At 51.4% G+C, this 23,996-nt stretch carries 26 protein-coding genes; 17 read left to right on the top strand and 9 right to left on the bottom strand.

Annotated features, from left to right (window positions below):
- Positions 1-26: 26 nt before the first annotated feature.
- Positions 27-1,058 carry a hypothetical protein gene (locus HA050_RS12280; protein ID WP_166826476.1) on the top strand — a complete coding sequence of 344 codons (1,032 nt, stop codon included), beginning with the start codon at positions 27-29 and terminating at the stop codon, positions 1,056-1,058.
- Positions 1,059-1,258: 200 nt separating this feature from the next.
- On the opposite strand, the gene HA050_RS12275 is transcribed toward HA050_RS12280, so the two are convergent.
- Positions 1,259-2,407: an IS481 family transposase gene (locus HA050_RS12275; protein ID WP_166826474.1), complete on the bottom strand. Its 1,149-nt coding sequence runs from the start codon at positions 2,405-2,407 to the stop codon at positions 1,259-1,261.
- A gap of 535 nt (positions 2,408-2,942) precedes the next feature.
- Between HA050_RS12275 and HA050_RS12270 the strand changes: the two genes are divergently transcribed.
- A complete protein-coding gene (locus HA050_RS12270; RefSeq protein ID WP_166826471.1) occupies positions 2,943-3,797 on the top strand; it encodes a flagellin N-terminal helical domain-containing protein in 855 nt (284 codons plus the stop codon).
- Positions 3,798-3,867: 70 nt separating this feature from the next.
- Positions 3,868-4,773 (top strand): hypothetical protein, encoded by a 906-nt coding sequence (locus HA050_RS12265; protein WP_166826469.1) that lies wholly within the window; start codon positions 3,868-3,870, stop codon positions 4,771-4,773.
- Positions 4,774-5,072: 299 nt separating this feature from the next.
- Here HA050_RS12265 and flhA read toward each other — a convergent pair whose 3' ends face one another.
- The 7 genes from flhA to HA050_RS12230 form a co-directional block, all read right to left on the bottom strand.
- Positions 5,073-7,166 carry a flagellar biosynthesis protein FlhA gene (gene flhA, locus HA050_RS12260; RefSeq protein ID WP_166826466.1) on the bottom strand — a complete coding sequence of 698 codons (2,094 nt, stop codon included), beginning with the start codon at positions 7,164-7,166 and terminating at the stop codon, positions 5,073-5,075.
- Positions 7,163-8,305, bottom strand: a complete 1,143-nt coding sequence (gene flhB, locus HA050_RS12255) for a flagellar biosynthesis protein FlhB (RefSeq protein ID WP_166826464.1) — start codon at positions 8,303-8,305, stop codon at positions 7,163-7,165. The genes flhA and flhB overlap by 4 nt, the downstream gene beginning before the upstream one ends.
- Positions 8,298-9,083 (bottom strand): flagellar biosynthetic protein FliR, encoded by a 786-nt coding sequence (gene fliR / locus HA050_RS12250; RefSeq protein ID WP_166826461.1) that lies wholly within the window; start codon positions 9,081-9,083, stop codon positions 8,298-8,300. Before fliR ends, flhB begins: the two co-directional genes overlap by 8 nt.
- Before the next feature lie 367 nt (positions 9,084-9,450).
- Positions 9,451-9,723 (bottom strand): flagellar biosynthetic protein FliQ, encoded by a 273-nt coding sequence (locus tag HA050_RS12245; RefSeq protein WP_046353564.1) that lies wholly within the window; start codon positions 9,721-9,723, stop codon positions 9,451-9,453.
- Complete coding sequence (gene fliP, locus HA050_RS12240; RefSeq protein WP_046353563.1) at positions 9,723-10,454, bottom strand: flagellar type III secretion system pore protein FliP; 732 nt, start codon at positions 10,452-10,454, stop codon at positions 9,723-9,725. The genes HA050_RS12245 and fliP overlap by 1 nt, the downstream gene beginning before the upstream one ends.
- Complete coding sequence (gene fliN, locus HA050_RS12235) at positions 10,451-10,789, bottom strand: flagellar motor switch protein FliN (RefSeq protein ID WP_166826459.1); 339 nt, start codon at positions 10,787-10,789, stop codon at positions 10,451-10,453. The genes fliP and fliN overlap by 4 nt, the downstream gene beginning before the upstream one ends.
- Before the next feature lie 4 nt (positions 10,790-10,793).
- Positions 10,794-11,612 (bottom strand): FliM/FliN family flagellar motor switch protein, encoded by an 819-nt coding sequence (locus HA050_RS12230; RefSeq protein ID WP_166826457.1) that lies wholly within the window; start codon positions 11,610-11,612, stop codon positions 10,794-10,796.
- A gap of 222 nt (positions 11,613-11,834) precedes the next feature.
- Between HA050_RS12230 and fliE the strand changes: the two genes are divergently transcribed.
- From fliE to HA050_RS12160, 14 genes are all read left to right on the top strand, one after another.
- On the top strand, positions 11,835-12,167 hold the full coding sequence (fliE, locus tag HA050_RS12225) for a flagellar hook-basal body complex protein FliE (protein WP_172476517.1): 333 nt from the start codon (positions 11,835-11,837) through the stop codon (positions 12,165-12,167).
- 15 nt (positions 12,168-12,182) lie between these two features.
- Entirely contained in the window at positions 12,183-13,850 is a 1,668-nt protein-coding gene (gene fliF, locus HA050_RS12220) for a flagellar basal-body MS-ring/collar protein FliF (protein ID WP_166826455.1), read from the top strand.
- Entirely contained in the window at positions 13,834-14,850 is a 1,017-nt protein-coding gene (locus HA050_RS12215) for a flagellar motor switch protein FliG (RefSeq protein ID WP_166826453.1), read from the top strand. Before fliF ends, HA050_RS12215 begins: the two co-directional genes overlap by 17 nt.
- Positions 14,847-15,521 carry a flagellar assembly protein FliH gene (fliH, locus tag HA050_RS12210; protein ID WP_166826451.1) on the top strand — a complete coding sequence of 225 codons (675 nt, stop codon included), beginning with the start codon at positions 14,847-14,849 and terminating at the stop codon, positions 15,519-15,521. The genes HA050_RS12215 and fliH overlap by 4 nt, the downstream gene beginning before the upstream one ends.
- A complete protein-coding gene (fliI, locus tag HA050_RS12205; RefSeq protein WP_205836423.1) occupies positions 15,518-16,834 on the top strand; it encodes a flagellar protein export ATPase FliI in 1,317 nt (438 codons plus the stop codon). Before fliH ends, fliI begins: the two co-directional genes overlap by 4 nt.
- The gene (locus tag HA050_RS12200) at positions 16,831-17,283 is read left to right on the top strand and encodes a flagellar FliJ family protein (RefSeq protein WP_166826449.1); all 453 of its coding nucleotides are present in this window, start codon (positions 16,831-16,833) and stop codon (positions 17,281-17,283) included. The genes fliI and HA050_RS12200 overlap by 4 nt, the downstream gene beginning before the upstream one ends.
- 387 nt (positions 17,284-17,670) lie before the next feature.
- Positions 17,671-19,032, top strand: coding sequence for a flagellar filament capping protein FliD (gene fliD, locus HA050_RS12195; RefSeq protein ID WP_166826447.1), 1,362 nt, complete (start codon positions 17,671-17,673; stop codon positions 19,030-19,032).
- A 64-nt stretch (positions 19,033-19,096) separates the two neighbouring features.
- On the top strand, positions 19,097-19,483 hold the full coding sequence (gene fliS, locus HA050_RS12190) for a flagellar export chaperone FliS (protein ID WP_166826445.1): 387 nt from the start codon (positions 19,097-19,099) through the stop codon (positions 19,481-19,483).
- The gene (locus HA050_RS12185) at positions 19,470-19,751 is read left to right on the top strand and encodes a hypothetical protein (protein WP_166826443.1); all 282 of its coding nucleotides are present in this window, start codon (positions 19,470-19,472) and stop codon (positions 19,749-19,751) included. Before fliS ends, HA050_RS12185 begins: the two co-directional genes overlap by 14 nt.
- The gene (locus tag HA050_RS12180) at positions 19,748-20,647 is read left to right on the top strand and encodes a flagellar hook-length control protein FliK (RefSeq protein ID WP_166826441.1); all 900 of its coding nucleotides are present in this window, start codon (positions 19,748-19,750) and stop codon (positions 20,645-20,647) included. The genes HA050_RS12185 and HA050_RS12180 overlap by 4 nt, the downstream gene beginning before the upstream one ends.
- Positions 20,648-20,663: 16 nt before the next feature.
- Positions 20,664-21,104, top strand: a complete 441-nt coding sequence (locus tag HA050_RS12175) for a flagellar basal body-associated FliL family protein (RefSeq protein ID WP_166826439.1) — start codon at positions 20,664-20,666, stop codon at positions 21,102-21,104.
- A gap of 3 nt (positions 21,105-21,107) precedes the next feature.
- Complete coding sequence (gene fliA / locus HA050_RS12170) at positions 21,108-21,809, top strand: RNA polymerase sigma factor FliA (protein WP_308418898.1); 702 nt, start codon at positions 21,108-21,110, stop codon at positions 21,807-21,809.
- A gap of 19 nt (positions 21,810-21,828) precedes the next feature.
- The gene (gene motA, locus HA050_RS12165; protein ID WP_099400235.1) at positions 21,829-22,695 is read left to right on the top strand and encodes a flagellar motor stator protein MotA; all 867 of its coding nucleotides are present in this window, start codon (positions 21,829-21,831) and stop codon (positions 22,693-22,695) included.
- A complete protein-coding gene (locus HA050_RS12160; protein WP_166826436.1) occupies positions 22,696-23,661 on the top strand; it encodes a flagellar motor protein MotB in 966 nt (321 codons plus the stop codon).
- A gap of 129 nt (positions 23,662-23,790) precedes the next feature.
- Here HA050_RS12160 and HA050_RS21955 read toward each other — a convergent pair.
- A partial coding sequence (locus tag HA050_RS21955) for a hypothetical protein (RefSeq protein WP_205836422.1) occupies positions 23,791-23,996 on the bottom strand: 206 nt, incomplete at its 5' end.

The following is a 23,996-nucleotide window of genomic DNA, read 5'->3' as shown; positions in this document are numbered from 1 at the left end:
GAAGTGATTTAAAAGGATAAATGGGTATGGCAGTACCGTTGCCCAGGCTGGATAGCAGTCTTAAATCAGGCAGCAGCCTTGGGATTAACAGCAGACCGGTTTCTGCTGCCGCGCCAGCAGCATCAGGCGCGCTGGCACCTGTGCGTGAGCAAAAAGGCGAGCGCCTTGGCGTGTGGCGTTACAGCACTCAGCTGAATGAGCAACTGACGGCCGGGCAGCGGGCGCTGGATTACGTCGATGAGCTTAGCGATCAGCTCACCAGCCTAAAGCTGAAATTAAGCCAGGAGCTGGGGCAGCGCAGGGTAGATGCGGGCGATCTGGGTGCTAAAGTGGCTGGGTTTTCTGCTCTTTGGGCTGATCGCAGCCAGCGCACCGGTGGCAGTGTGGATGGCCGTTTAAAGTTTCATTTGGCTCAGGATGCAAAAGAAGTCTTCCGTATTCGTGGCCTGGAGCTGGAATCCTTAAGCAGCGGCCAGGCAGAAATGCTGACTTTTTATACCGGCGTGCGCGGCACCGGCCCCGCCTCGGTGGCGGTAGGCTCTGAGGTCAGCAGTGAAAATGTATTGCGCCAGTTTAACCGCGCCCTTGCGCCATCGGGTATCCGTACCGAAGCCGATCAAAGCGGCGCACTCACTTTTTCGGTAGCTGAAGACGCCTTAGCGCCACTGCAAAATAAGCTGGCGATTCGGGGAGGGGGAATTCGTTTTCCTGCCGGCCAGGCTAATCGTTTAAAAATTGAAAGCGAAGCCGTCGCCATCTCGCCCAACAGCTGGGCTGTTGATGACCACGCCAGCGTGCGGCAGAGTTTGCAAAAAGTAGTGATTGCACTTGAGCAGCTGGAGCAAACCCGTGCCGCTATCAGCAGCGCCATGGGCGAGGCGAAGCTGGCGATTGAGCAGCTCTCCACCATGAATGAATCGCAATGGGCGCAAAGCTTTGTGGGCGATTTTAATGCGCGTTTTAATCAAAGCAGTGATTACCGATTCTTTAGTGACATTGCCCCGGCCTTGATGGGGATGAGTCGTTATCGGGTGTTGTCTTTGCTGGCGTTGAGATAAGTGGTGATGCATTTGTAGCTTGGGTTACAAGATAAAGCTACTAATTAAATCAAGGGGCTAAGCATAGTCAAAAAGGTCTTTTTAGTGCCTTCGGCACGTTGATTTAGGAGCGGTAGCCACCGCGGGGGCGTTCTTTTCTTGCTTCGCTGTATAGACCGGAGACATAGGTAACATACGTGCGGACACATGGGTAACACATTTTAGTCGTTTAACCGCAAGGCATTCAAATCGATTTGCCCGAAGCGCTGATGGCAAAAATAGAGGTCGAATACCCCATCGTTTAGGCTATCTGCACGCAGTGCGATAGGTAAACGATGTAAGGCACTAGACACTTTAAATTTATAATTTTGTAATTTTACTTCGCCACCCCAGCCCACAGGAATGACTTGATCGTTGGGGCCGTATTCAATTTCAGGTAAAGCAGAAGGCATGGCAATTAAGCTCGGTTTATAGCGGGTAATCGGTGTGGCCAACCCTAAGGCTTCATGCGGGCGCTGCTCGTTATAAACCGTGCGCCAGTCATTAAATGCATGCTGAACATGGGCTAAATCGCGGAATGCCTGCCCATTTAAGACTTCGGCTTTGAGTGTGCGATGAAAGCGCTCGTCTTTGCCATTGGTTTGCGGATGTCCCGGACGGCTATGGCTAACGTGGATGCCCAAACGGATTAACCAGATGGAGAGCTGGCTGATGCCATGGCTGGCATCACTGGAGCTTCCCCATGGGGAACCGTTGTCAGCGTTGATACGAGCAGGCAAGCCATAGCGAAGGAACACATCTGTTAAGTGCGTCTGGACAATGGCTGCAGTGGTTTTGCCACAAGCGGTTAAGGTGAGATTAAAGCGAGAATGGTCGTCCAATAACGTCAGGGGAAAGCACATTTGCTGGGCAGTATTGAAGTTACCTTTGAAGTCGATTTGCCATAAAGCATTCGGCTGATCATGTTCGAAACGCTGCCAGTGCTGGGCTTGTTCACGGGCCTGAGCGGATATTACGCCATGGCGATGCAGAATATTGGTGATGGTGCTTGGCGCAGGAACATCTACATGCCCCAGCTCCAACAGCCTTCGATGGAGTTTGCGTCCGCCCCAAACAGGGTGCTTCTGGCGCAGATCTACAACGAGGGTTTCGATTTCTGCTGTAGTCAGTGCCGGTGATGATTTGGGGCGGCGCGATCGATCTTGAAAGCCCTCTTGGGGGTTATCCAGATAGCGCTGCCGCCACTTGTAGCCTGTTTTAGTTGAGATGCCGAAACGCTGGCAAAGCGCTTTAAAATTACAATGATCTTGTAGTGTAAGGAGTACAAATTCTGAGCGAATAGACATGATATTGATGGGCATCCAAGGCATGGTAAGTAGGCATCCCAAGCGGTTAAAAACACCGCCAAAGTGTTACCTATGTCCCCGCACAAGTGTTACCCATGTCTATGGTCTATACACTTCGCCAAGAAAAGAACCAAAAGAAGGCGACCCCACGAAGCACGAAAGCCCCTCACTGCGGATAATCAGCTCGGTGACAAAGGCTGCGCGGGAGCAAGCCCGCTACCCCTTTGCCGCAACCCCGATCTGATTATTCCTCGTTCGGCGTGCTTCAAGGGGAAATTTTAGCCTCGTGCTACGAGCTGTGATAATAAATGCATGCTTGTGCATTGAAATTATTTCAAACCAAACCAAGTGTTTTTACTCTGTCTTTGTTTTTCTCCATGAAACTCCGTGTTCTCTATCCCCTCCGTGGTTCAAGATTTGGGTTCTCCTCCGCCCTCTACAGCTTGTATGTAAATATTTACTAATATACTACTTAAGAATTTCCACGGGCTTGCCGCCTTGGATAGGCAGAGGCGCCCAATGGCGGGTGCCGTTACTTTGTCATTTGGAGTTCTTCCCCATGTTGAGCCTGCACACAAACGCCGCAGCCCTTTCTACCCAACGTAACCTGGGCACCAGCCAATCAGCTCTGACCACATCCATGACTCGTCTGGGTACAGGTTTGCGCATCAATTCTGCAATGGACGACGCTGCTGGCTTGCAAATTGCCACACGTATGGACGCGCAAAGCCGTGGTATGCAGGCTGCGATGAAGAACACCCAAAACGGTATCAGCATGTTGCAAACTGCTGAAGGCGCTTTGGGTGAAGTAAGCAATATCTTATTGCGTATGAAAGACCTTGCTACTGAAGGCGCGAATGCGACCGCATCAACAGACGACAAAGCAGCGATGCAGGCAGAGTTTGATGCTCTGGGTAAAGAAATGAACAATATCGTGACCAACACTTCGTTTGGTGGCGATAAATTATTAGGCGTTACAGGCAAATTAGGTGCAGCTGCCATTGATTTCCAAATCGGCTCCAGCGCTGCAGAAAAGATGTCTGTCGATATGAAGACCAATATGAAAGCGCTGGATGATGCGCTGAAAGCGGCTTCTAAAGGCTATACCGATGGTTCAGCTGGTGCAGAAATGACCACGGCTAACGCGCAAATCACCTTGTTGGATACCGCACTGAAAGCAGTAGGTACAGTTCGCTCAGATCTTGGTGCCAATGCCAACCGTCTTGACCACGTTTATAACAACCTGGGCAATATGGACAGCAACACCAAGATGGCTAAGGGTCGTATCATGGATACTGACTACGCTACTGAGCAAGCAAAAATGACTTCTAACCAGATGCTGATGCAAGCCGGTACTTCGATGCTGAAGCAAAGCGGTTCTATGAGCCAAATGGTGATGTCTCTGATGCAATAATCCGGTTTTTCTCCGGATCAATAAACCAGCTGCTTTTGTGGCTGGTTTTTTTTTAGCTTGGGACTTAAAAATGCTGGGAAGAGTGTGCAGCACAGGCCTTACACCACGGGTGCAGGAAACCCTGGCCAGCCAGTTTAAAAGTAATGAATTGCTCTTGCTGGATATTATTGCCCGCCAGCCTTGTGGCGAGCTGCATTTACGCAGTGCCGCCGGGGTAGAGCTTAATATTTGTCTGCCGGAGCTGGCTGCAGACTGGCCTTTAAACAAGCCGCTTTTATTGCGTGTTCTGGAAAATCAGCCCCGCTTATTACTCGCACTGGAAACTAAGCCCAGGCCACAAGTATCAACAAATGAAGGCTTGCTGGATGCACTGGTTTTACGGGATAACCCCAGATTTTCCAGGCATAAGCCTCAAATTGCCGAGCTGGCTAATGCCTGGCGGGTGCAATTACTTGGGACGATTTCTTACCTTGCAATGCGTGCGGCGCAAGATGGCGGGCAATTTGCCGCAGGCAGTTTATTCAGCCCGCAATTGCTCAGCCAGCAAGCTCCTGCCGAATCGGCCAATATCCCGCTATGGTTGTGGGGCGGCCCCGTATTAAGGTTGTGGTTGGCTGAGGAAGACTCCCCTGAAAGCCGCACTGCATACCCTGCGCCGCTTGAGCTGCTGCTGGAGATTGTCTTGCCAAAATGGGGAGCAATTAAGCTGGTACTCAGTCAGAGCGCAAAGAATCTGGCGCTTAGCCTGTGGGCCGATGAGCTTTGGAACGATGAGCTGGGTGCTTTGGAATATCACTTCAAAGCCGTGGCGATGCGGCTTGGTTTGCGCTTAGTTCGTTTTAGTGTCTCTGGGCAACAGCGTCTTCGCAGCATGCCCGCCAGCAAAGCCGCCACCTTGAGTGCAGCCCAGCTTTCGTTGCCCTTATTCAAATTTGCTGCTGAAGTACTGGTTTTATTGGAAGCGATGGATGCTTGAGCAGAAAACTTATTCTTGAAATACAGAGAGCGCAGAGAAAGCGGCATTTCACGGAAAAAGGCAAAACATTTGACTGTGTCTGAAATGTTTTCAAAGCACAATCACTCCACAACTTTAGCCGTCGTTTCAGCGCTGCAGCCTCCCCCCTTTTTCAAAGGGGGGAGCAAGTACCTCAAACTTCCGCAGCGGCTGCCATTCTAAAATCAACGTGCCGGAGGCCCTAAAACAGGCATTGATGGCTTTGGCCGGCGAGCTTGTATTCCCTTGCCGTGTTTCAATACTTGGGATTAGAAACGCCATCACCCCATGGTTCCAACCAAACTCACATCATAATTATCCGGAATCTCGTTATAAGAAAGCACATGCAGCCCTGGTGAAAACAAGCGGCCGTAGCGGGCCAGCAGGGGGCGGATTTGTGGCATCACCAGCAGAATTGGCGGGGCGCTTTGCTGTTTGAGCTGCTCACGTACCAGCGGCATATTGCTTTGCAGCTGGCTGAGTACATTTGGATCAATCGGGAAGCTGTCTAAGGTCACCTTGCCATTTTGCTGGGCCTGGCTGAGCGATCCTAACAGCATGTTTTCCAGCTCGGCGCTGAGGTTAAAGGCTTTGATTTCGCTCTTATTGCCCAGAATGGCTTGGGCGATTTGGCGCTTTAAGGTACAGCGTACTTCGGCGGCCAGCATGATGGGGTCTTTGGCGTTGTCGGCGGCGTCGACCAGCGTGGTGGCGATTGGCACGATGTCTTTGAGCGAGACGTTTTCTTCCAGCAAATAGCGGTAAACGCGCAGCAGCTGGTTGGCATTCAGTGCGGTATTCAGTGCGCTGGCAAGCTTGGGTGCCAGCACGGTAAGTCGCTCCGATAAGGCGCTGACATCGTCGTGGCGGAACAACTCGGCCAGATGGCTGCGGATGACTTTATTTAAGTGGGTGGCAATTACGCTTGGGCAGTCGATCACCTGATAACCCAGCCCCAGCGCATTGGCTTTGTCGCCGCTGGCAATCCAGGTGACTGGCATGCCGTAGGCAGGATCAACGCCGGGAATGCCGTCCAGATTGCCATACACCTCAGGCGATGGAATAGCCATCAGGTGATCGCTAAACACCTCGGCCTGTGCCACCACGCTGCCATTGAGGCGAATGGTGTATTGCGAAGGCTTGATGCGCAGATCATCCCGCATGGCGATATGGGGCAGCAAAATACCCATGTTTTCGCTGAGCGTCTGGCGCACGCCACGGATGCGTTTACTCAGCGGCGCGCCTTGCTCCTTATCCATCAGGCTGACTAATTTATAACCCAGCGATATAGATAACACATCGACATAAGGCAGGGCTTGCCAATCCAGCTCGGCCTCATCGCTGCTGAGCAGTGCCGATTCGATGGCTTTTAAATCCTGAGCAGGCTTGGGATTCTTTTCTGCATTCAGATGCATTTTCCAGCCGCAATAAGCCAGCAGGGCAGCAAAGGCCAGAAAAGGCACCACCGGCATGCCGGGGATAATTGCCAGCAAAAACATAATACCCGCAGCGCTCATCAGCACCGTTGGGGATGCCAGCAGCTGCTCGCCAATTTGCTCCTGCATATCGCCGGAATCGCTGACTCGGGTCACGACAATGGCGGCTGCGGCCGACAGCAGCAGGGCGGGGATCTGGGCTACCAGACCATCACCGATGGTCATCAGTGCATAAAGACGGAAAGCCTCACCCATGCTTAAATCGTGCATGGCCGCGCCAATGGCCACCCCGCCAATCAGATTGATCAGCAGAATTAAAATACCGGCAATGGCGTCTCCGCGCACAAACTTGGATGCACCATCCATCGAGCCATAAAAATCGGCTTCTGCGGCAATATCGCGGCGGCGCTTCTGGGCCTGTTCCTGATTAATCAGCCCCGCATTCAGATCGGCATCGATCGCCATCTGCTTGCCGGGCATGGCATCCAGGGTAAAGCGGGCTGAGACTTCGGCAATGCGCTCCGCCCCCTTGGTGACCACAATAAAGTTAATGATCATCAGGATGACAAACACCACCATCCCCACCACAAAATTACCGCCGATCACTACCTTACCAAAGGACTCGATCACTTTACCTGCAGCTTCTGTGCCCTGATGGCCGTGCAGTAAGACCACACGGGTGGAGGCCACATTCAGCGTCAGCCGCAGCAGGGTGGTGGCCAGAATAATGCTTGGGAAGGCAGAGAAATCCAGCGGCCGCTTCACCGATACCGCCACCAGCATCACAATAATGGCCAGCACAATATTAAAGGTGAATAAAAGATCCAATACCAGCGGCGGAATCGGCAGAATAATCATCGCCAGCATGGCCAGCAAGAATAGCGGCGCGGCCAGTTTGAATTGCTTTAAGGCGCTTAAATAAGGTGCAAGTGATTTCATGCGGGGTCTTTAATCTCTGCTAATTCTGGCGAAATGCCCAAATCATCGGGTAATTGGGGCGCAACACGGCGGCCGCCACTGCGAAAAGCTTTTAGCTGCAATACATAGGTCAGCACCTGCGCCACAGCTTTAAATAAAGGCGCAGGAATTTGCTGATTCACCTGGGTGGTTTTGTAAATAGCACGGGCTAAGGGCGGAATTGGCACAATGTCTATTTTGTGGATTTCGGCTAGCTGGCGGATATACATCGCCATTTCATCCATGCCCTTGGCCACAATAAAAGGTGCCTGGGCTCGGTTTTCGTCGTACTTTAAAGCCACCGCATAATGGCGCGGGTTGACGATAATCACATCGGCATTGGGGATGGCTTTGCGAATGCTGCGCTGGGCTAATTGCTGCTGAATCTGCCGGATACGTTGTTTAATCTCTGGCCGGCCTTCGCTGGTTTTATATTCGTCTTTTTGCTCTTGCTTACTCATTTTTTGTTTACGCATAAACAAGAAAATCTGCAATGGCAAATCAATGGCGGCAAATAAGATAAACACAAAGCAAAAGCTAAACAGCGCATCAAATAATAATTGCGCCGCGCCTGTGAGCGCTTCGGTGAGGGTCAGCTCTTGCAGGCTGAAGAATTTTGGCAAGCTGTCCCGGCTGACATAAAACAAAACGACGCCCAGAATCAGTACCTTAATAATGGCTTTGATTTGCTCGCTGGCATGCTGGGCAGAGAAGATCCGCCCAAAATGAGAGAGCGGATTCATACGCTCGAACTTAGGCATCAGCTGCTTGCCAGAGAATATCCAGCCGCCCGGATAAAGCGAGGCAATGATAATCATCAGCGGAATAATGGCTAAGGGCAGCAGCATTTTGAGTAGCAATAAAAAGCTGCCACTAAATAAATTAGACCATACCTCGTCCATACTGCCGGGCTGATCTAATGAGCTGAAAGCCAGATTAAACAGCGCATTAAAATCGTTTAAATAGCCTGGTGCCAGCAAGGAAAATACTTTTAAGCTGGCAAGTAAACCTACGGCAGAAGCCACTTCGCGCGAGCGGACAATCTGGCCTTCTTTTCTGGCATTTTTTAATTTCTGCGGGCTGGCTTTTTCTGTTTTATCGCCATTGGACGCTTCAGCCATGCACGCCCCCATGCAGCATTTGCTCAATCATTTGCAAAATCTTTTCGCTGAGCTGGCTGTAATGGCCGGGAATAAAACGGCTCATCAGGCCAAGGGTAAAAAGGCCAAACAGGGTAATCAGCGGAAAGCCCAGCGAGAATAAATTAAGCGCCGGTGCCACGCGGTTCAGTAAGCCTAAGCCCAGCTGCACAATAAAAGTAGAGAAAATACTGGGAATAGCCAGGAGCAGCGCGGCGGCAAATACCCAGCTCAGGCTTTGCGCCAGCATCCTGAGCGATACAAAATGAATGCCATCGGCGACCGGCCAAAGCTTAAAGCTGCCATAGATAATCTGCACAATCACCAAGTGTCCATCCATGGCAAAAAACAGCAGTGCGCCTAATAAATACAGCAGGGTGGAAATCACGTCTGACGAGCTGCCGCTCATGGGGTCATTCATGACCGCCATACTCAGGCCCATTTGCGATGAAATCAAAAATCCCAGGATGGACAGAATGGTCATGACCATCTGAAACGCCATGCCAAAAATCAGCCCGATAATCACCTGCTCAAAGGTGGCAAGAATCCAGTGCATTGAGAAGGGATCAATACTGATTTGGGTTTTTTGCATAATGGGCAGGGTGATTACGCTCAGCACCAGCGATAAACCAATCCGCGCCCGCACCGGCACCATGGCCTCGCCTATTAAGGGCGCAAAACTAAACCCCGCCATATAGCGGCAAAAAGGCCACCAGAGCAGGGGTAGGATTGCGAGTAGTTCCTTAATCAGGGCGTCCATGGGTCTCTTGTGCTGGGAAGGAGGTAAACTCCTTGGTGTTTGATTGCATTGCTATGCAAGCCGAAAATGCCGGTATATTTTTACGCTCTGAGCATGGGGCTTTTATCCACCTGAAGCACGCCGAAGCGAGGAACAAGCGGGGCGGGGGTGTCGTCAATTCGTGTTTGAGCGAAGCGAGTTGAATTGACGCCGCCTCGATTGTCCGCAGCGAGGGGCCTTCGTGCTGTTTGGGGCGGCCTTCTTTCGCTTCCTTTCTTGGCCGCGCAAGAAAGGAAGGTCCAGCGGGACGCCCGCACCTAAATCAATGTGCCGAAGGCACTAAAAAGAGTTTTGGATTTTTCATCCGCCCCTGCCAGATAACAACCGTCTACCCCACCAACATCGCTGCATTATTAAAAATTTCGATGCAAAACGTCATTAGCTGCCCAACGATCCAATGCCCGGCTAGGGCGATGACGGCGAGGGTGACGAGCAGGCGGGGTAAAAAGCTGAGGGTTTGCTCGTTAATCTGCGTAGCGGCCTGAAACAGGCTCACCAGCACACCCACAATCAGCCCTGGCAACACCAGTAAAATCACCAGTTTCACCACTACATAAAGGCTTTGGTTGACCAGATCAACCGCGGTATCGGGGGTGATCATCAGTAGGCCTGTATGCTGGTGACGAGGGTATTTACCGTTAGCGACCAGCCATCTACCAGCACAAACAGCAGCAGTTTAAGTGGCAATGAAATCACCAGCGGTGACAGCATCATCATCCCCATCGCCATTAAAACGCTGGAGACCACCAGATCAACCACCAGAAAGGGGATAAACAGCATGCAACCGATCTGGAAGGCGGTTTTCAGCTCGCTCAGTACAAAGGCCGCCAGTTTTACGGTAAAAGCGTGATCGCTGGGTTTAGCCACCGGGCCTTCGCCAGCAAGGCGTGATATTTGCGCCAGTGCCGATTTATTGGTCTGCGCCAGCATAAATTTGGACATTGGTTTTTCGGCGATTTGCAGCGCGGCCAGCAGGGTGATTTTGTCCTGATCGTAGGGCAGCATGGCGGTTTGCCAGACTTCCACCCCCACGGGGCGCATCACCAGCAGCGTTAAAATCAGTGCCATACCGGTGGTAATCCGGTTGGGCATGCCCTGCTGCAGGCCCAGTGCCTGGCGCAGCAGAGATAACACAATCACAAAGCGGGTAAAGCAGGTCATCATTAAAACCAGCGTGGGAATCAGTCCCAGCAACGTCATAATGATTAAAACCTGAGTTTTAACCGTTAAATCACCCACCGTCGCGCTATTGGATAAGATCTTGAGTGAGTCTTCGGCCCATGCCGGGGCAGATGCCAGCAGCAGGGCACTTAATCGCCAAAAGAACTTCATGAGGCCAGAGTTTGTAAATCAAGGTGATCTAATTCAACCACGCGCAGGCCGTAGCTCTCGCCGGTAATGACCACTTCGGCCTTGCCGATGGTGGTGCCATTGACTTTGATATCCAGTGGCTCACCCGCAAGCTTATTCAGCTCTAAAACCGATCCGTATTCGATGGCTAACAGCTCGGCCAGGGAAATATCGCTCGCGCCTACTTCTAAAGTCAGCGTAACGGGGATTTTTCTTAAAAATGGGTTGAGATCCCGCTTGGCCGGTGCAGCAGTTTCTGTTTTTGATTCCATTTCCTGCAGTGCGTTTTCTAAATCAAAATCGTCATTCATATTCATGGAGTTATTCTGCATCTTCAAATGATGTAAGGCATAAAGCGCCGTTATTTTCGGCAACGCTGGCGGTAAACAATTTGCTTTTGCCAATATAGACATTGGCTTTAGCTTGTAAGTTAATTGGCATAATCTCGCCAATTTTTAGGTTTAATACATCATCTAAAGTCAGCGATTTCTCTGCCAGATGCGCATGGCATTTTATTTTTAACTGATCAAAAAAAGCGGTCTGGCTTTTGTTGCTGGCACGTGGTTTTGCAACTAATTTCAGCAGTAAATCAAACAGGGCGTGGTCCAGCACTAAACAGAGATTGGTTTTCAGCTGGTCAATCTGATCGATTATTTCGATTTCAATTTGCCATGCGGCTTCAGATCTCAGACCACTGCACCCGCTGGCCTCCTGATTTAAAAACGCTAAAAACAGCCGGGCTATTTTATTGGCAAGATTGGTTTTTAATCGTTGTTCGGTGCTGGTTTCTTCACCTTTTAAATCTTCTTCACTGATTGCAGCAGGCTGGGCTTTTGCACCATAGCGATAATCCAGCGTACGCAGCAAAAATGAACGCGACATTTCTACTGCTAGTTGGCCAACACCCAAATCTATCCAGCTCACAGGATTGGCTTTACGGGCAGACTGGCTGATTTGAGTCACGCCCAGCGTGGCCCGGTAGGGGCGGTTGAATTCGCTTTTCAGGAATTGCTCTGTTTCAATTTTCAGCCGCTCGTTTAATCCCGCTAAAAGGTGCAAAGGGCGGCCTAAGCTGCTGTGATCCAGCACTTGAATTGCATTTTTTTCGTGAATTACACGTTTTGTTTTTGCTATGGACACGCAGCTATATACCGATCAGGGAAAGAACCTAGAGGAGAGGGGATTTGGCAAATCGCGCGTATTGTACTTCAACATTAGAATTTTATGATATGTTCATGTATCTGTTTTACATGGTAAAAATTCACAGCTAACTACGCCTGTGTACTGCTGTTAGAATCCGCGCCCTGTAAGTGGTTTGTAAAAAATAATGGCGTAATTTCTTGGCCAACACGGGGTGTTTAAATGGTGAATGCAATTGCTTCGGCCTTAAAAACTGAGCAAACAAAAATGTTGGGCGAGATGGCTTCCATCTCAGGAAACAGCCTGCATTCGCCTGATGCTCATGGCCAGAATAATGGCGGTTTTATGGCGATCATGGCCGATGCCATTCGTGGCGTTGATGCCAAAGATCAAATGGCGGCGGCCAAAATGGCCGAGGTGGATAGCGGTGCCAGTAACGATTTAGTCGGCGCAATGCTGATGAGCCAGGAGGCGGGCTTATCGTTCTCAATGATGATGCAAGTGCGCAATAAGGTCATGGGTGCAGTTGATGATCTGATGAAAATGCCTTTGTAAAGGCAGCAGGAAAATATGTACGCACAATTAAAAGCCGGCTTTGAAACATTACGTCTAAAAAATAATGAGCGTAATCCTGAGTCGCTTGTAAAAATGGTATTGCCCATTACAGTCTTAGCCATTGCAATCAGCGTCTTGCTTATTCTGTATTTGTGGCATGACGATTCAAATTACAAACCGGTATTTGGTAATACAGAAAAAATTGCCGCAGCAGATATGATGGCGGTATTGGACAGCGAGCATATTAAATATCGCCTGCATCCGCAAAGTGGCCAGGTTTTGGTTGAAAACAGTGATTTAGGCCGCGTGCGTATGCTATTGGCAGCTAAAGGTGTGGTTGCTAAATTACCCGCCGGGCTTGAATTGCTCGATAAAAATGACCCATTAGGCGTCAGCCAGTTTGTGCAGGATGTACGATTTCGCCGCGGGCTTGAGGGTGAATTAGTGCAAAGTATTTTGGCATTAGATCCGATAGCCAGCGCACGGGTACATTTATCGATAGCCAGATCTTCTTCTTTTGTTGATTCGGGAATTGATAAAAGCTCTGCTTCGGTGATGGTTGCTTTAAAGCCTGGCCAGAAATTAAATCAGGAACAAATTGCCGCGATTGTTAATCTGGTGGCTGGCAGTGTATCCAGCCTCAGCCCGCAAAAAGTCACTTTGGTGGATGAAGCGGGCAGTCTTTTATCTGCGCGCCTCGATACAGCTGCCAGCGGTTTTGCTGGTAATGAAAACGACAGCGCCAGCCGCTACCGTGAACAAACCCTGAGCAGCATCCGTGATTTGCTTGATCCTGTGTTAGGTGCGGATAACTTCAAGGTGAGCGTCACCGCCGATGTGGATAACGATCAGGTAGAAGAGACACGCGAGCAATACGGTGAGGCGCCCAAAATAACCAGTGAGGCCAGCCGTGATGAACAAACCAGCGAGAAAAGTGCGATTGGTATTCCCGGCTCCTTAAGTAACCGCCCTGTTAATGCGGATCCAGCCAAGCCTGAAACTGATGACAGTCGCTTTAAGAAAAATGCGATGACTCGTCAGTACGCTTACGACAAGAGTATTACCAGCACAAAAAAAGCCCGTGGCACATTGCGTCGTTTAAATGTGGCCGTGGTCTTGAGCCATGCAGCTGCCCCTTCGGTGAAAGCCGGCTGGACGCCCGCGCAAATTGCCAATATTGAAAATATTTTACGCAATGGTTTGGGCATTAACAGCGAGCGGGGCGATCAGTTAATGGTTTCTGCCCTGCCGTTTAATGCCCGCCCGGTTGCCACACCCTGGTGGCAGGAACGCAGCACCATTTACGATGCGGTCGGTTCATTGGCTTATGTGCTGGGATTGCTGCTGGCGTTTTTATTCCTGGTGCGGCCCGCTTTTAAGCTGCTTAAAGAATGGATAGGAAAACCTGCCGCGCCGCTGGGCCTGGCTGCTCCGCCTGCCGAGCTGGATATCACGCCTGAAAACGCGGCAGAGCCCGCTGTTGCGGGTGGCTATTCCAAATCTGTAGCCCAACAGGGCAAGCCTATGCCAGTGGTGCCTTTGCTGGAGAACTATGATCTTCCTCCGGCGGGCTCTTCGGTGGATGTGCTGGTTGATCATTTGAAAGAGCTGGCTGCCAAAGAGCCGGAACGCGTTGCCGAAGTCGTTAAACAATGGGTACAAAAAGATGGACGCAAGCAGTAATCAGGCTGAAGCCGTGCTGACTCCGGTGGAGCAGGCGGCCATTGTTTTATTGAGCATGGGCGAAGAGCCTGCTGCCAATGTGCTGCGCTGCCTGGGGCGTGAGGAATTGCTGGCTGTTACGCAGGTGATGTCGCGCATGAGTGGCATTAAGGTCGACACGGTAAAGGTATCGATTCAGAAATTTTTTGATGAATACCGCGAGCAAAGCGGCGTGCATGGCGCCTCGCGCTCTTTTTTGCAGCGCTCTCTGGATCTGGCCTTAGGCGGCGATATTGCCAATAGCGTGCTCAACAGCATTTATGGTGATGAAATCCGCCCCAAGATGGCGCGCTTGCAATGGGTTTCCCCGCAGTGGCTGGCTGATAGAATTGCACACGAGCATGTACGCATGCAGGCCGTCTTTCTGGCTTTTCTGCCGCCGCATTTAGCGGGCCAGGTGGTTGAAGCGCTGCCGGTAGCGACGCAAGATCATGTGCTGGTTGGTATTGCCCGCCTGAAAGAAGTGGACCGGGAATTATTGCTTGAGCTGGAAGACCTGGTGAATCGCTGCCTGGATAATCTGCACACCCAAAGCACCGAAGTTGCGGGTATGCAGCAAACCGCCGACATCATTAACCGCTATTCGGGCAATAAGCAGCAAATGATCGAGCTGCTGCGCGCCCATGATGCCGATCTGGTAGCAGAGATCGAAAGCCGTATGTACGACTTCTTTATCTTGTCGCGCCAGACCGAAACCGCCCTGATGCGGATTGTGGAAGATGTAGCACTGGAGCAGTGGGCTATTGCACTGAAAGGCGCAGAGCCGGAAGTGCGTAATGCCATTACCCAGACCATGCCACGCCGTCAGGCACAAAGTTTCGAAGATATGATGCGCCGCTCCGGCCCTGTGCCGCTGAGCCGTGTTGAGGAAGTACGCAAGGAAATCATGACTATCGTGCGTGAATTAGCCAGCACGGGCGAAATTGATTTACAACTTTTCCCTGAGGCGGTGGTCGAGTGAAATCGGTTCGCCCTCATCGTTTTCCTTCTTTGCAGCGTTTACAAGCGCAGTCCAGCCATGCCGGTGAAGCTGCACCTTTGTCTGCCGAGGCCTATCAGCAGGGCTGGGACAGCGGCCATAGCGATGGCCACGCCGAGGGCTTAATCAGTGGAGAGGCGGCAGGTTTTGCCGAAGGCCACGCGGCGGGGCTGGCTCAGGGCGAAGCTGAGGCAAGGCTGGCAGCGGCAGCGCGTTTTGATGAAAAAGCCGCCCTGATTGAGCAGCTGCTGCAACAGGTGCAGCGGGCAAGTGATGATTACCAGCTCGCCTTGCGACAGGAAGTGGTTGATTTGGTGGCCAGGGTAGCAAGGCAGGTGATTCGCTGCGAGCTGACTTTACAGCCGGTGCAATTGCTGGCCCTGGTCGATGAAACGCTGGCAGCAACGTCGCAAACAAATACCGCAGTTGCCGTGCATTTAAATGCTGAAGAATGCCAGCGCGTGATTGAGCTGGCACCGGAGCGGGTCGCGCGCTGGCAGCTGGTGGCCGATCCTCATCTTGCCCCGGGCGAGTGCCGTATTCATAGCGCAGAAATGGAGGCCGATGCAGGTTGTATGCAGCGCTTGGACCTGTGCATGGATCAGCTGAAAGAGCAGTTGCTGACTGACGACGCAGCAAAGGCTGAGGAATGAGTGTGATTGGTGACGCGCTGCGCCGCTTGGATTTGAACGACGTTCCCGTTGCCACCATGACCGGACGCCTGATTGGCGTGTCGGGCATTTTATTGGAAAGCATTGGCTGCCCTTTAGAAACGGGCCAGCGCTGCCTGATTGAAACTTCATCAGGCGAATGGATACAGGCGCAGATGGTGGGCTTTCGGCGCGAAGTTTCTTATTTAATGCCTTTCAAAAAGCCGGTCGGTTTGCAAACCGGCGCCAGAGTGCAGGCCGCACCGCAGGCCAGCTCGCTGATGATTGGTGAATCGTGGCTGGGCCGGATTGTGAATGGCCTGGGCGAACCTATGGACGATCTTGGCCCCTTGGGCGGAGATAAACCGCTGGCCGCCGCACCGCCCAAAATTAACCCCCTGCGTAAACAACCGGTGGCCGAGCCGCTGGATATCGGCGTGCGCGCCATCAATGGTCTGCTGTCTTTAGGTAAGGGGCAGCGCGTTGGTCTGTTTGCTGGTAGTGGCGTGGGTAAAAGTGTGCTGCTGGGCATGATTACCCGTAATACCTCGGCCGATATTGTTGTTGTTGGCCTGATCGGCGAGCGTGGTCGTGAAGTGCGTGAATTTGTAGAACACTCGCTGGGAGCAGAAGGCCTGGCAAAAGCGGTGCTGGTGGTGGCCCCGGCCGATGAATCACCTCTGATGCGTCTGAATGCCACCGAGCTGTGCCACAGCATTGCAGCCCATTATCGTGATCAGGGGCACCGTGTTTTACTGCTGGTGGATTCCTTGACCCGATACGCTATGGCACAGCGCGAAGTGGCGCTGGCTCTGGGTGAGCCACCTGCCACCCGTGGTTATCCGCCATCGGTATTTGGGCTGTTGCCCGGCTTGGCGGAAAGCGCGGGCAATGGAGAAAACCCCTTGGGAAGCATGACGGCAATTTATACCGTGCTGGCCGAAGGGGACGATCAGCAAGACCCGGTGGTGGATACTGCGCGGGCAATTTTGGATGGCCATATCGTATTGTCACGCCTGCTGGCCGAGCGTGGGCACTTTCCTGCTATTGATATTGCCCAATCGGTCAGCCGCTGCATGAGCCAGATCAGCAGTAGCGAGCATAACGCCGTGTCACGGCAGATTAAGGCGCTGCTATCGCGTTATCGCGAAGTGCGCGATTTAATCCCGCTGGGGGCTTATGTACCCGGTATGGATGCCGAAACCGACCGTGCCGTGCGCTTATTTCCACGCATCGAAGCCTATTTACAGCAGGGCGTGCATGAAGCCGCGCCGCTGGCTGATTCACTTGACGATTTAAAGGCGCTATTGCAATGAGTACGCCTCAAGCCGTGCAGCGCTTAGAGCTGATGTTACGTTTACGCCAAAGTGATGTGGATAAGCATGAAACCGTAGTGCGCGATAAGCACCAGCTGACGCAGCGCTATCAAAAGAATATCAGCCGCATGGAATCGCTCTGTCAGCATTTGGGAAGCAGCGCCGCACCGCACCCTGCTTTAGCGATGAATGCGGGCGCGTTTAAGCACTCGCTGCTGCAGCTCATCTCACTGCAAAAGCAAGACTTAGCTTTGGGCGATGCCGATCTGGCCGTGGCACGTAAAGATTTATTAGCCGCCGTTTCGCGCCGTGAAGTGATAGATAAATTAGGGGCTGCAGAGCGTATTGCACTGCAAACACTGCGTGAGCGGGCTTTGCAAAAGCAGTCGGATGAAACGGCGACACAGGCGTATTTGCGCAGAAGGGGTGGGGGTGATGTTGCGCTTTGAGTTTAGTGCCTTCGGCACGGTGGTTTTGGTGCGGGAGCCCCCGCATGGGCCTTCCTTTCTTGCGTCGCCAAGAAAGGAAGCTAAAGAAGGCGACCCCGGCGTCTGCGCCCCGCTTCGCGGGGTTCCCTCGCTGCGGATAATCGAGGCGGCGTCAATTCAACTCGCTTCGCTCAAACACGAATTGACGACTTCCCCGCCCCGCTTATTCCTCGCTCGGCTTGTCTCAGGGGATGAAAAAACACCGGCGCAACGATTCCAGGATTGAATCAGAACCTCTGGGTGCACATATTTGTCGATGCCTTGTGATTATTTACATTTTTAAATGCGAAGGCCTTGGTCGCCTTGTTTAATTAGTATCCACTAATTTTCTTTTACGGAAAAAACGCCATGGCAGAAATTAATCCTCAGCAGCTGGCCAGCCAGATTGCCAGCTATGCAGTACAGCAGGCGCAAAGCCGTAATGATGTGCGTACCAAACAGAATAAAGCCCGTTCTGATGCCTTGGTGCAGCTGCAAAAAACGCTGCAGGACTTTAAAACGACGCTGGGTGGTTTAAGTGGTAAAAAATCAGTGCTGGCCTATGCCACGGCCTTAAGTCAGGAAGGAGTAGCTACAGTAACGGCAGGGGCCAAGGCGCAGCCTGGAAGTTACTCTTTATTTGTTAAGCAAGTGGCCACCGCAGAGCAGCAGGCTTTTTCCCGCCTCGATGGCATGACTGTGGCCGCAGGCGACAAGCTCAATATCAAAGTGGGTGCAACGACGATTGCCATTGATTTAGCCAGTGCAGATAAGGATGCCGACGGTAAGTTATCGCTCACTGAACTTGCGCGCAGTATTAATCAATCCAAAGACAGCTCGGGCAAAGTCAGTGCCATGGTGCTTACAGCAAATGGCCAGTCACAACTGGTGCTGACGTCCAGCCAGACAGGTGAGGCCAATACTCTGCAAGTGACCGGAACGGGCGCAGGGGTTGAAGCGGCTTTAGCGCTTGAAGCTCCCAAGGTTTTATCCAGGGCGCAAGATGCCCTGGTGTTTTTGGGGGAAGAAAACACGGGCGTGCCGATTAAGCAGGCATCCAATACTTTTACCGGCATCGAAGGTGTAACGGTGAATTTAAACCGCGCTATGAAAAGTGGTGACCCAGCTTTAAAGCTTACTGTGAGCACCAGCAATAACGATACGGCTGCTAATTTACAAACTTTTATTGATGGTTTTAATGCGGCAAAGAAATCGTTAACGGCCATGCTGGCTAATGCCAAAAACGATAAAAATGACGGTGGTAAGCGGGACCCAGGCGGTGCATTTGCCTCCGATTCGGGCATTCGCGCGCTGCGGGATAAGTTAAACAGTCTGGTAAGGCAAAGTTTTGACGGCGTGCGCCTGATGGATTTTGGCGTAAAAACCGATCGCGACGGCAATCTGTCGCTTGATCGCACTAAGCTCGATAAAGCGCTGATCGAAAACCCGGCAGGGCTGGAGAAGATTTTTAACGCCAGTACGGGTACCGATCTGATTAAAGAAAATAATGATTACCTTGGCAAATGGCTGAATGCCAGCAATGGCTTATTAAAAGCGCGCAAGGAATCGGTTTCTAAGGCGGGCAGCGAATTAAGCGTTCAGGCGGAAAAGATTTCCCAGCAATACGATCAGGCTTATCAGCGAGCATTAAAGCAATTTACCCAGCTTAAGCAGCTGCAGGCGCAAATGAGTGAAACATCCAGCATGTTCGACAGCATGTCGTTTATTTAGTAGTTGAGTTCCGGGCGTGCTCGCGCGGCTTGGCCCGGATACATGCAGGTAAAATGAGGTTGTAATGGATTACGAAGCATATAGCAGTTATCACTCGGTGAATTTGGAAGCGCAGACTTCTAATGCCTCACCCGTGCAATTAGTTTTGGTGTTATTCGATGGTCTTTTGGAAGAACTCGCCCGCGCCAAAGCGCATATGCAGCACAAGCGTTTTGAGCAAAAGGGCGAGAGTATTAATAAGTGCATCGATATTTTAAATGGCTTATCCAGCGCCCTCGATTTTGATCAGGGCGGTGAAGTGGTCACCAATCTGGCGCGTTTATACGATTTTTGTGTCTACCGGCTTTATAGTGCCAGCAGCCAGCTGGATGTGGCAGGCGTTACCGAAGTGGAACAATTATTAGGCACCTTGCGTGGTGGTTGGCTGGGTGTGCGTGATGCCAAGGCTTAAAGCAATCAGTGCCAAAATGGCCGAAATGCAGGGTGCTTTGGCTGAGCAGGATTGGGATCAGCTGCTGATCCTGGACGCACAGTTTGCCGCCTTGCTGGCGGGCCATGCCTGGAATCAGCAAGAGCAGCAAGCCTTGCAAAATGTGCGCAGCGCTTATGCCACGATGCAGGAAGCCTGCCGTCTGGCAACCCTGGAGCTGGCAGATAAATTGGCGCAGTTTGCCGGGCAGCGTGATGCCAGCCTTGCTTATGCGGCGCAGGCACTATGAATCTGCTCGCAAGCACGCTGACCGCCCCTGCGGATTTGAATCTTCCCGTTCTTAATGCCCTGCCGCCTGACCCGCTGTTGGCGATGTTATTTAGTGGTGAAATGCAGGGCTGCGCCACGCCTGATACGGAGGGCGTGGTTAAGGCTGAGCCTGAGAATGAGCCGGTGTCTGCTGAGCAGCCCGCGGTGGCGGGCACGGATGCTGCTCTTTTGAGCATGCCTGCTTTTTTTGCGCCCATCATTCCTAAAATGCCTGAGCCACAAGCGCCCGCTGCAGACTTTACTCTGGTGCAGCAGGGCCAGGCATCTACGCCGCCAGCTGCAGCGATACTTCAGACTGCAGTTGCTGAAGATACAGAGGCTCCCCTGCTAAAAGCCGCGGTATTGTTGGCGGGTGATATGCCAGATCAGCCTGCCCGGCCGTTTGAATTAAATACGCTGGCAGCAAGCAGCGTGCCGCAAGCTAAGCCTTCAGAGTGGGCACCGATTAAGCTGGAGCCTGCTCAGCCCGCCAGCTGGTCCCGTCATTTAGAAACCGCACTGAAAGATCGCCTCGATGTGCAGCTTGGGCATGGCATTGAGCGTGCGGTGATTAAATTATCCCCGCCTATGCTTGGCGCATTAGAAATCAGCATTAAGCACGAGGCGGGTGCTTTATCGGTGCAATTGCACGCCAGTAATAGCGATGTTACCAGGCAGCTGCATGCAATTACTGAGCAGATGCGTGCTGATTTAAGCCAGAAGGAATACAGCAGCGTGGCGGTGGAGGTGAGAGATCCGTCTGCCAATGGCTCGCCCAATAAAAAGCATCAGCAGGAAGCGGATGAGGTCGGTCAGGCTTTGGCGGAATTAGACGAAGAAGCGAGCGAGTTTGGCTCCATTCTGGCGCGCATTTAACCGATCTGGAAATCACATGTCTAAGAATATTATTTTTATTGTTTTAGGTTTATTGATTGCTGCCGGAGTGGGCGGCGGGGCGGCTTATTACTTTAAGCAAGACAGTGCGCCTAAGGTAGCCAGGGCCGAGCCGGTTGAATATAAATTCGCCTCGGTGGATAAGATTATTGTCATGTTGCGTAATGACGATGGCAGCTCTTTATCTACCCATTATATTGCGGTGGATCTGGTGTTTAGAACCAGCAAGGAAAAAGAAGCCGAGATTAAAAATCATCTGCCTTTTTTAAAGAGCACCGCAGTTAAGGTCTTGTCTCATCTTAATCTGAATATGGCCAATAAAATGACCATCGAGGATTATCACGCGCTCTTAAATAAAGAGTTTTCTGCTGCCTATAAAGGCGTTGCATCAGATAAGCCTTTTTCTGATGTGATGGTCAGCAAATTGATTGTTGAGTAAATCGTGGATCTTGCTGACGCTTATGTTCATAGCGCTTTAGACCGCAGGCAAGAAGCCGCTCAGCTGGCGGAATATATGCCGCTGCTCAATCGTGTACTCAGGCAGCTGGCAACGCAGGCGGGGGCTGTGCTGGATCGTGAAGATATGGAGCAGATTGGCCTGATGGCCCTGCTCGATTCATTGCGCCGCTATGGCACGCCCGATGATCAGTTTGTGGGCTTTGCCATGCTGCGGATGCGTGGCGCTATTTTGGATGAGCTCAGGCGCCTGGATTGGCGGCCACGTTCGGTGCGGCAAAGCGCACATCGTATTCGGGATGAGATCCGCGCCTTAAGGAAAAAACTAGGCAGGGAGCCAAGCGAGGCGGATGCCATCGCAGGTTTGGATATCTCAGCTAAAGAATACCGTGATTATCAAATGGCCGAAAACGCCGAGGTTTTGGCGAGCTTTGATGATTTACTGAGTGAGGGTGTGCACGAAGCAGGCGGTGCAGAATCGCCGGAAAACGGGGTAATTAATCGTCTTAGCTTAGCGCGGGCTTTATCTGGCTTAGATGAAAAAGAGCAGCGTGTTATCCAGATGTATTACGAGTTTGAGCTGAATCTGAAAGAAATTGCTTTGGTGCTGGATTTAACAGAAGCACGGGTTTGCCAGATTAATAAATCGGCAATTAAGAAAATGAAAATCGCCCTGGGTGGGGCTTAATATAAAGTTGGAATGAAGCATGCAGCTGTTCTTAGGTATCGGCATCGTCATGATGTGTGTGTTTGGTGGCTTCTTTATGATCGGGGGGACTTTCCATCTGATCTGGCAGCCGGTTGAGCTGCTTATCATTATTGGTGCAGGTGTGGGTGCGCTGGTGCTGGGCAACCCTAAGCATGTGCTGGCAGAAATGCTGGGGCAAATCCGTCGTGTGGTCATGGGTAAAAAGCAGGGGCCGGATTTTCAGCGCCAATTACTATTATTAATGTATGAGTTGCTGATTACAGCTGGGCAGGGTTTAAAAGCACTTGATCAGCATGTTGAATCGCCAAGAGAAAGTGCACTCTTTCAGCGTTACCCTCTGGTCTTAGAGCAACCCAAGCTACTTGCCTTTATTGTGGACAACTTCCGTTTGATGGCGATGGGAAAAATCAATGCGCATGAATTGGAAGGCGTATTGGAGCAGGAATTGGAAGCGATTCACGAAGAGCTGAATCAGCCTTCCAAATCGCTGCATAAAATCTCCGAAGGCATGCCGGGTTTTGGTATTTTGGCTGCGGTGCTTGGGATTGTGATGACCATGCACACCATTAGCGAGGGCGCAGAAGTCGCAGAAATCAGCGAGCGTGTGGGGGCGGCTATGGTGGGGACATTTATCGGGATTTTTATGTGCTACGGCGTGCTTGATCCGCTGTGCAATATGATGCATCAATTAGTAAAAGAAGAATTATCTAATCTGGAATGCGTAAAAGTGGTGCTGGTGACCCATGTATCAGGCAAGCCACCTTTGTTGGCGATTGATGCCGGGCGTCGTTTGGTGCAGCTGAATATTAAGCCTAGCTTCTCTCAGCTTGAAACGTGGATCAATACGCTAGAGGGAACTGCTTAATTGAGTAATAAGCATAATAAGCACGAAGAAACCATTATCCGCCGGGTTTCGCGCAAGCAAAGCGCCGAGGCGCACGGTGGAGCCTGGAAAGTGGCCTTTGCCGATTTCGTATTGGCTTTGATGTGTTTGTTTCTGGTGCTATGGGTTTTATCTGCCCGCGATAAGGAAAGTCTCGAGCGCGTACTGCGTAACGGTGCAGGGCGCTCTCTGGCCAGTAATGGTAATCGTGAACTGATAGATCATCAGGGTAATCCCAGGGGCAGTCTGATCCCGCGTGAGCCTATCATCGGCACTAATCAATCGGGGGCCATTCAATCTGCACAGGGGCAGGGCGGTGGCGCACAAGCTTCTCTGCAATACTCAGATAATGCCTCACCTAAAAAACAATACGACACCCCGCGTGATATGCAGGAATTAGCACAAACCTTTCTGCAGTTATTTAAAGAAGCGGGGCTGTCTGAGAATATCCAAACTATTATTACCCCCTATGGCCTGCGCATCATGCTGCACGATACCGATAAACAGGGCATGTTTGAGCGTGGCAGTCAGGTGCCTGGCGAGCGCTTTCGGCGATTGCTGCTCAAAATGGGCGCCATCTTTTCCCGTATTGATCACCAGCTTCTGGTGATCGGGCATACAGATTCAATGCAATACAAGAATGCTAATTACGCAGCGTTCTCTAACTGGAGCTTATCCAGCAATCGCGCGATGGCCGCCAGAGTGGGGCTTTTAGAAGGTGGCATGCCCGCAGAGAATATCCTGCAAGTTGCCGGTATGGCAGACCGTGCGCCTTATGATGTGCAAAATCCTAAGTCCGCATCAAATCGTCGTATTGAGTTATTAGTACTTACGAAAGATCAGGCACAGGAAATGGCTGCCATGTTTGGGATGCCCAATGGTGGTAAGAATGAAATCAGTGTGGATCAGTTAAATGCATCGCTTGCAGACCCCAAAGCAGCACGCTGACTATATATAAATGAGGTCGTTTTGATCGAATGTTCAGGTTTTTATGTGGATGGGCGAATACTAAAACGGCATTGATCTGTGGTTTTATGATGAAGCTGCAAAAAAGAAACAATGGGGTGCTTTTTAAAATCAATGACTTACTAACTTGTTTGGTTTTGTTTTTGCAAAGGGGTTGACCGGTTTGAGTGTCGCCGGTATAGTTCGGCCTCTCGCTGCAGCACACACGGAAACGAAGTGATGCAGAAGCAGCGAAACGATCTTTAAAAAAATACAGTCGATGAGTGTGAGTGCTTGATTCGGAAGCGAAACAAGTGCTTGCATTAGTAAGGAGTAAC

This window comes from Iodobacter violaceini (assembly GCF_011601265.1).
Lineage (GTDB): Bacteria > Pseudomonadota > Gammaproteobacteria > Burkholderiales > Chitinibacteraceae > Iodobacter > Iodobacter violaceini.
Note: the sequence above shows the minus strand (reverse complement) of the source record. Positions and strands in the feature narration are given on the sequence as shown.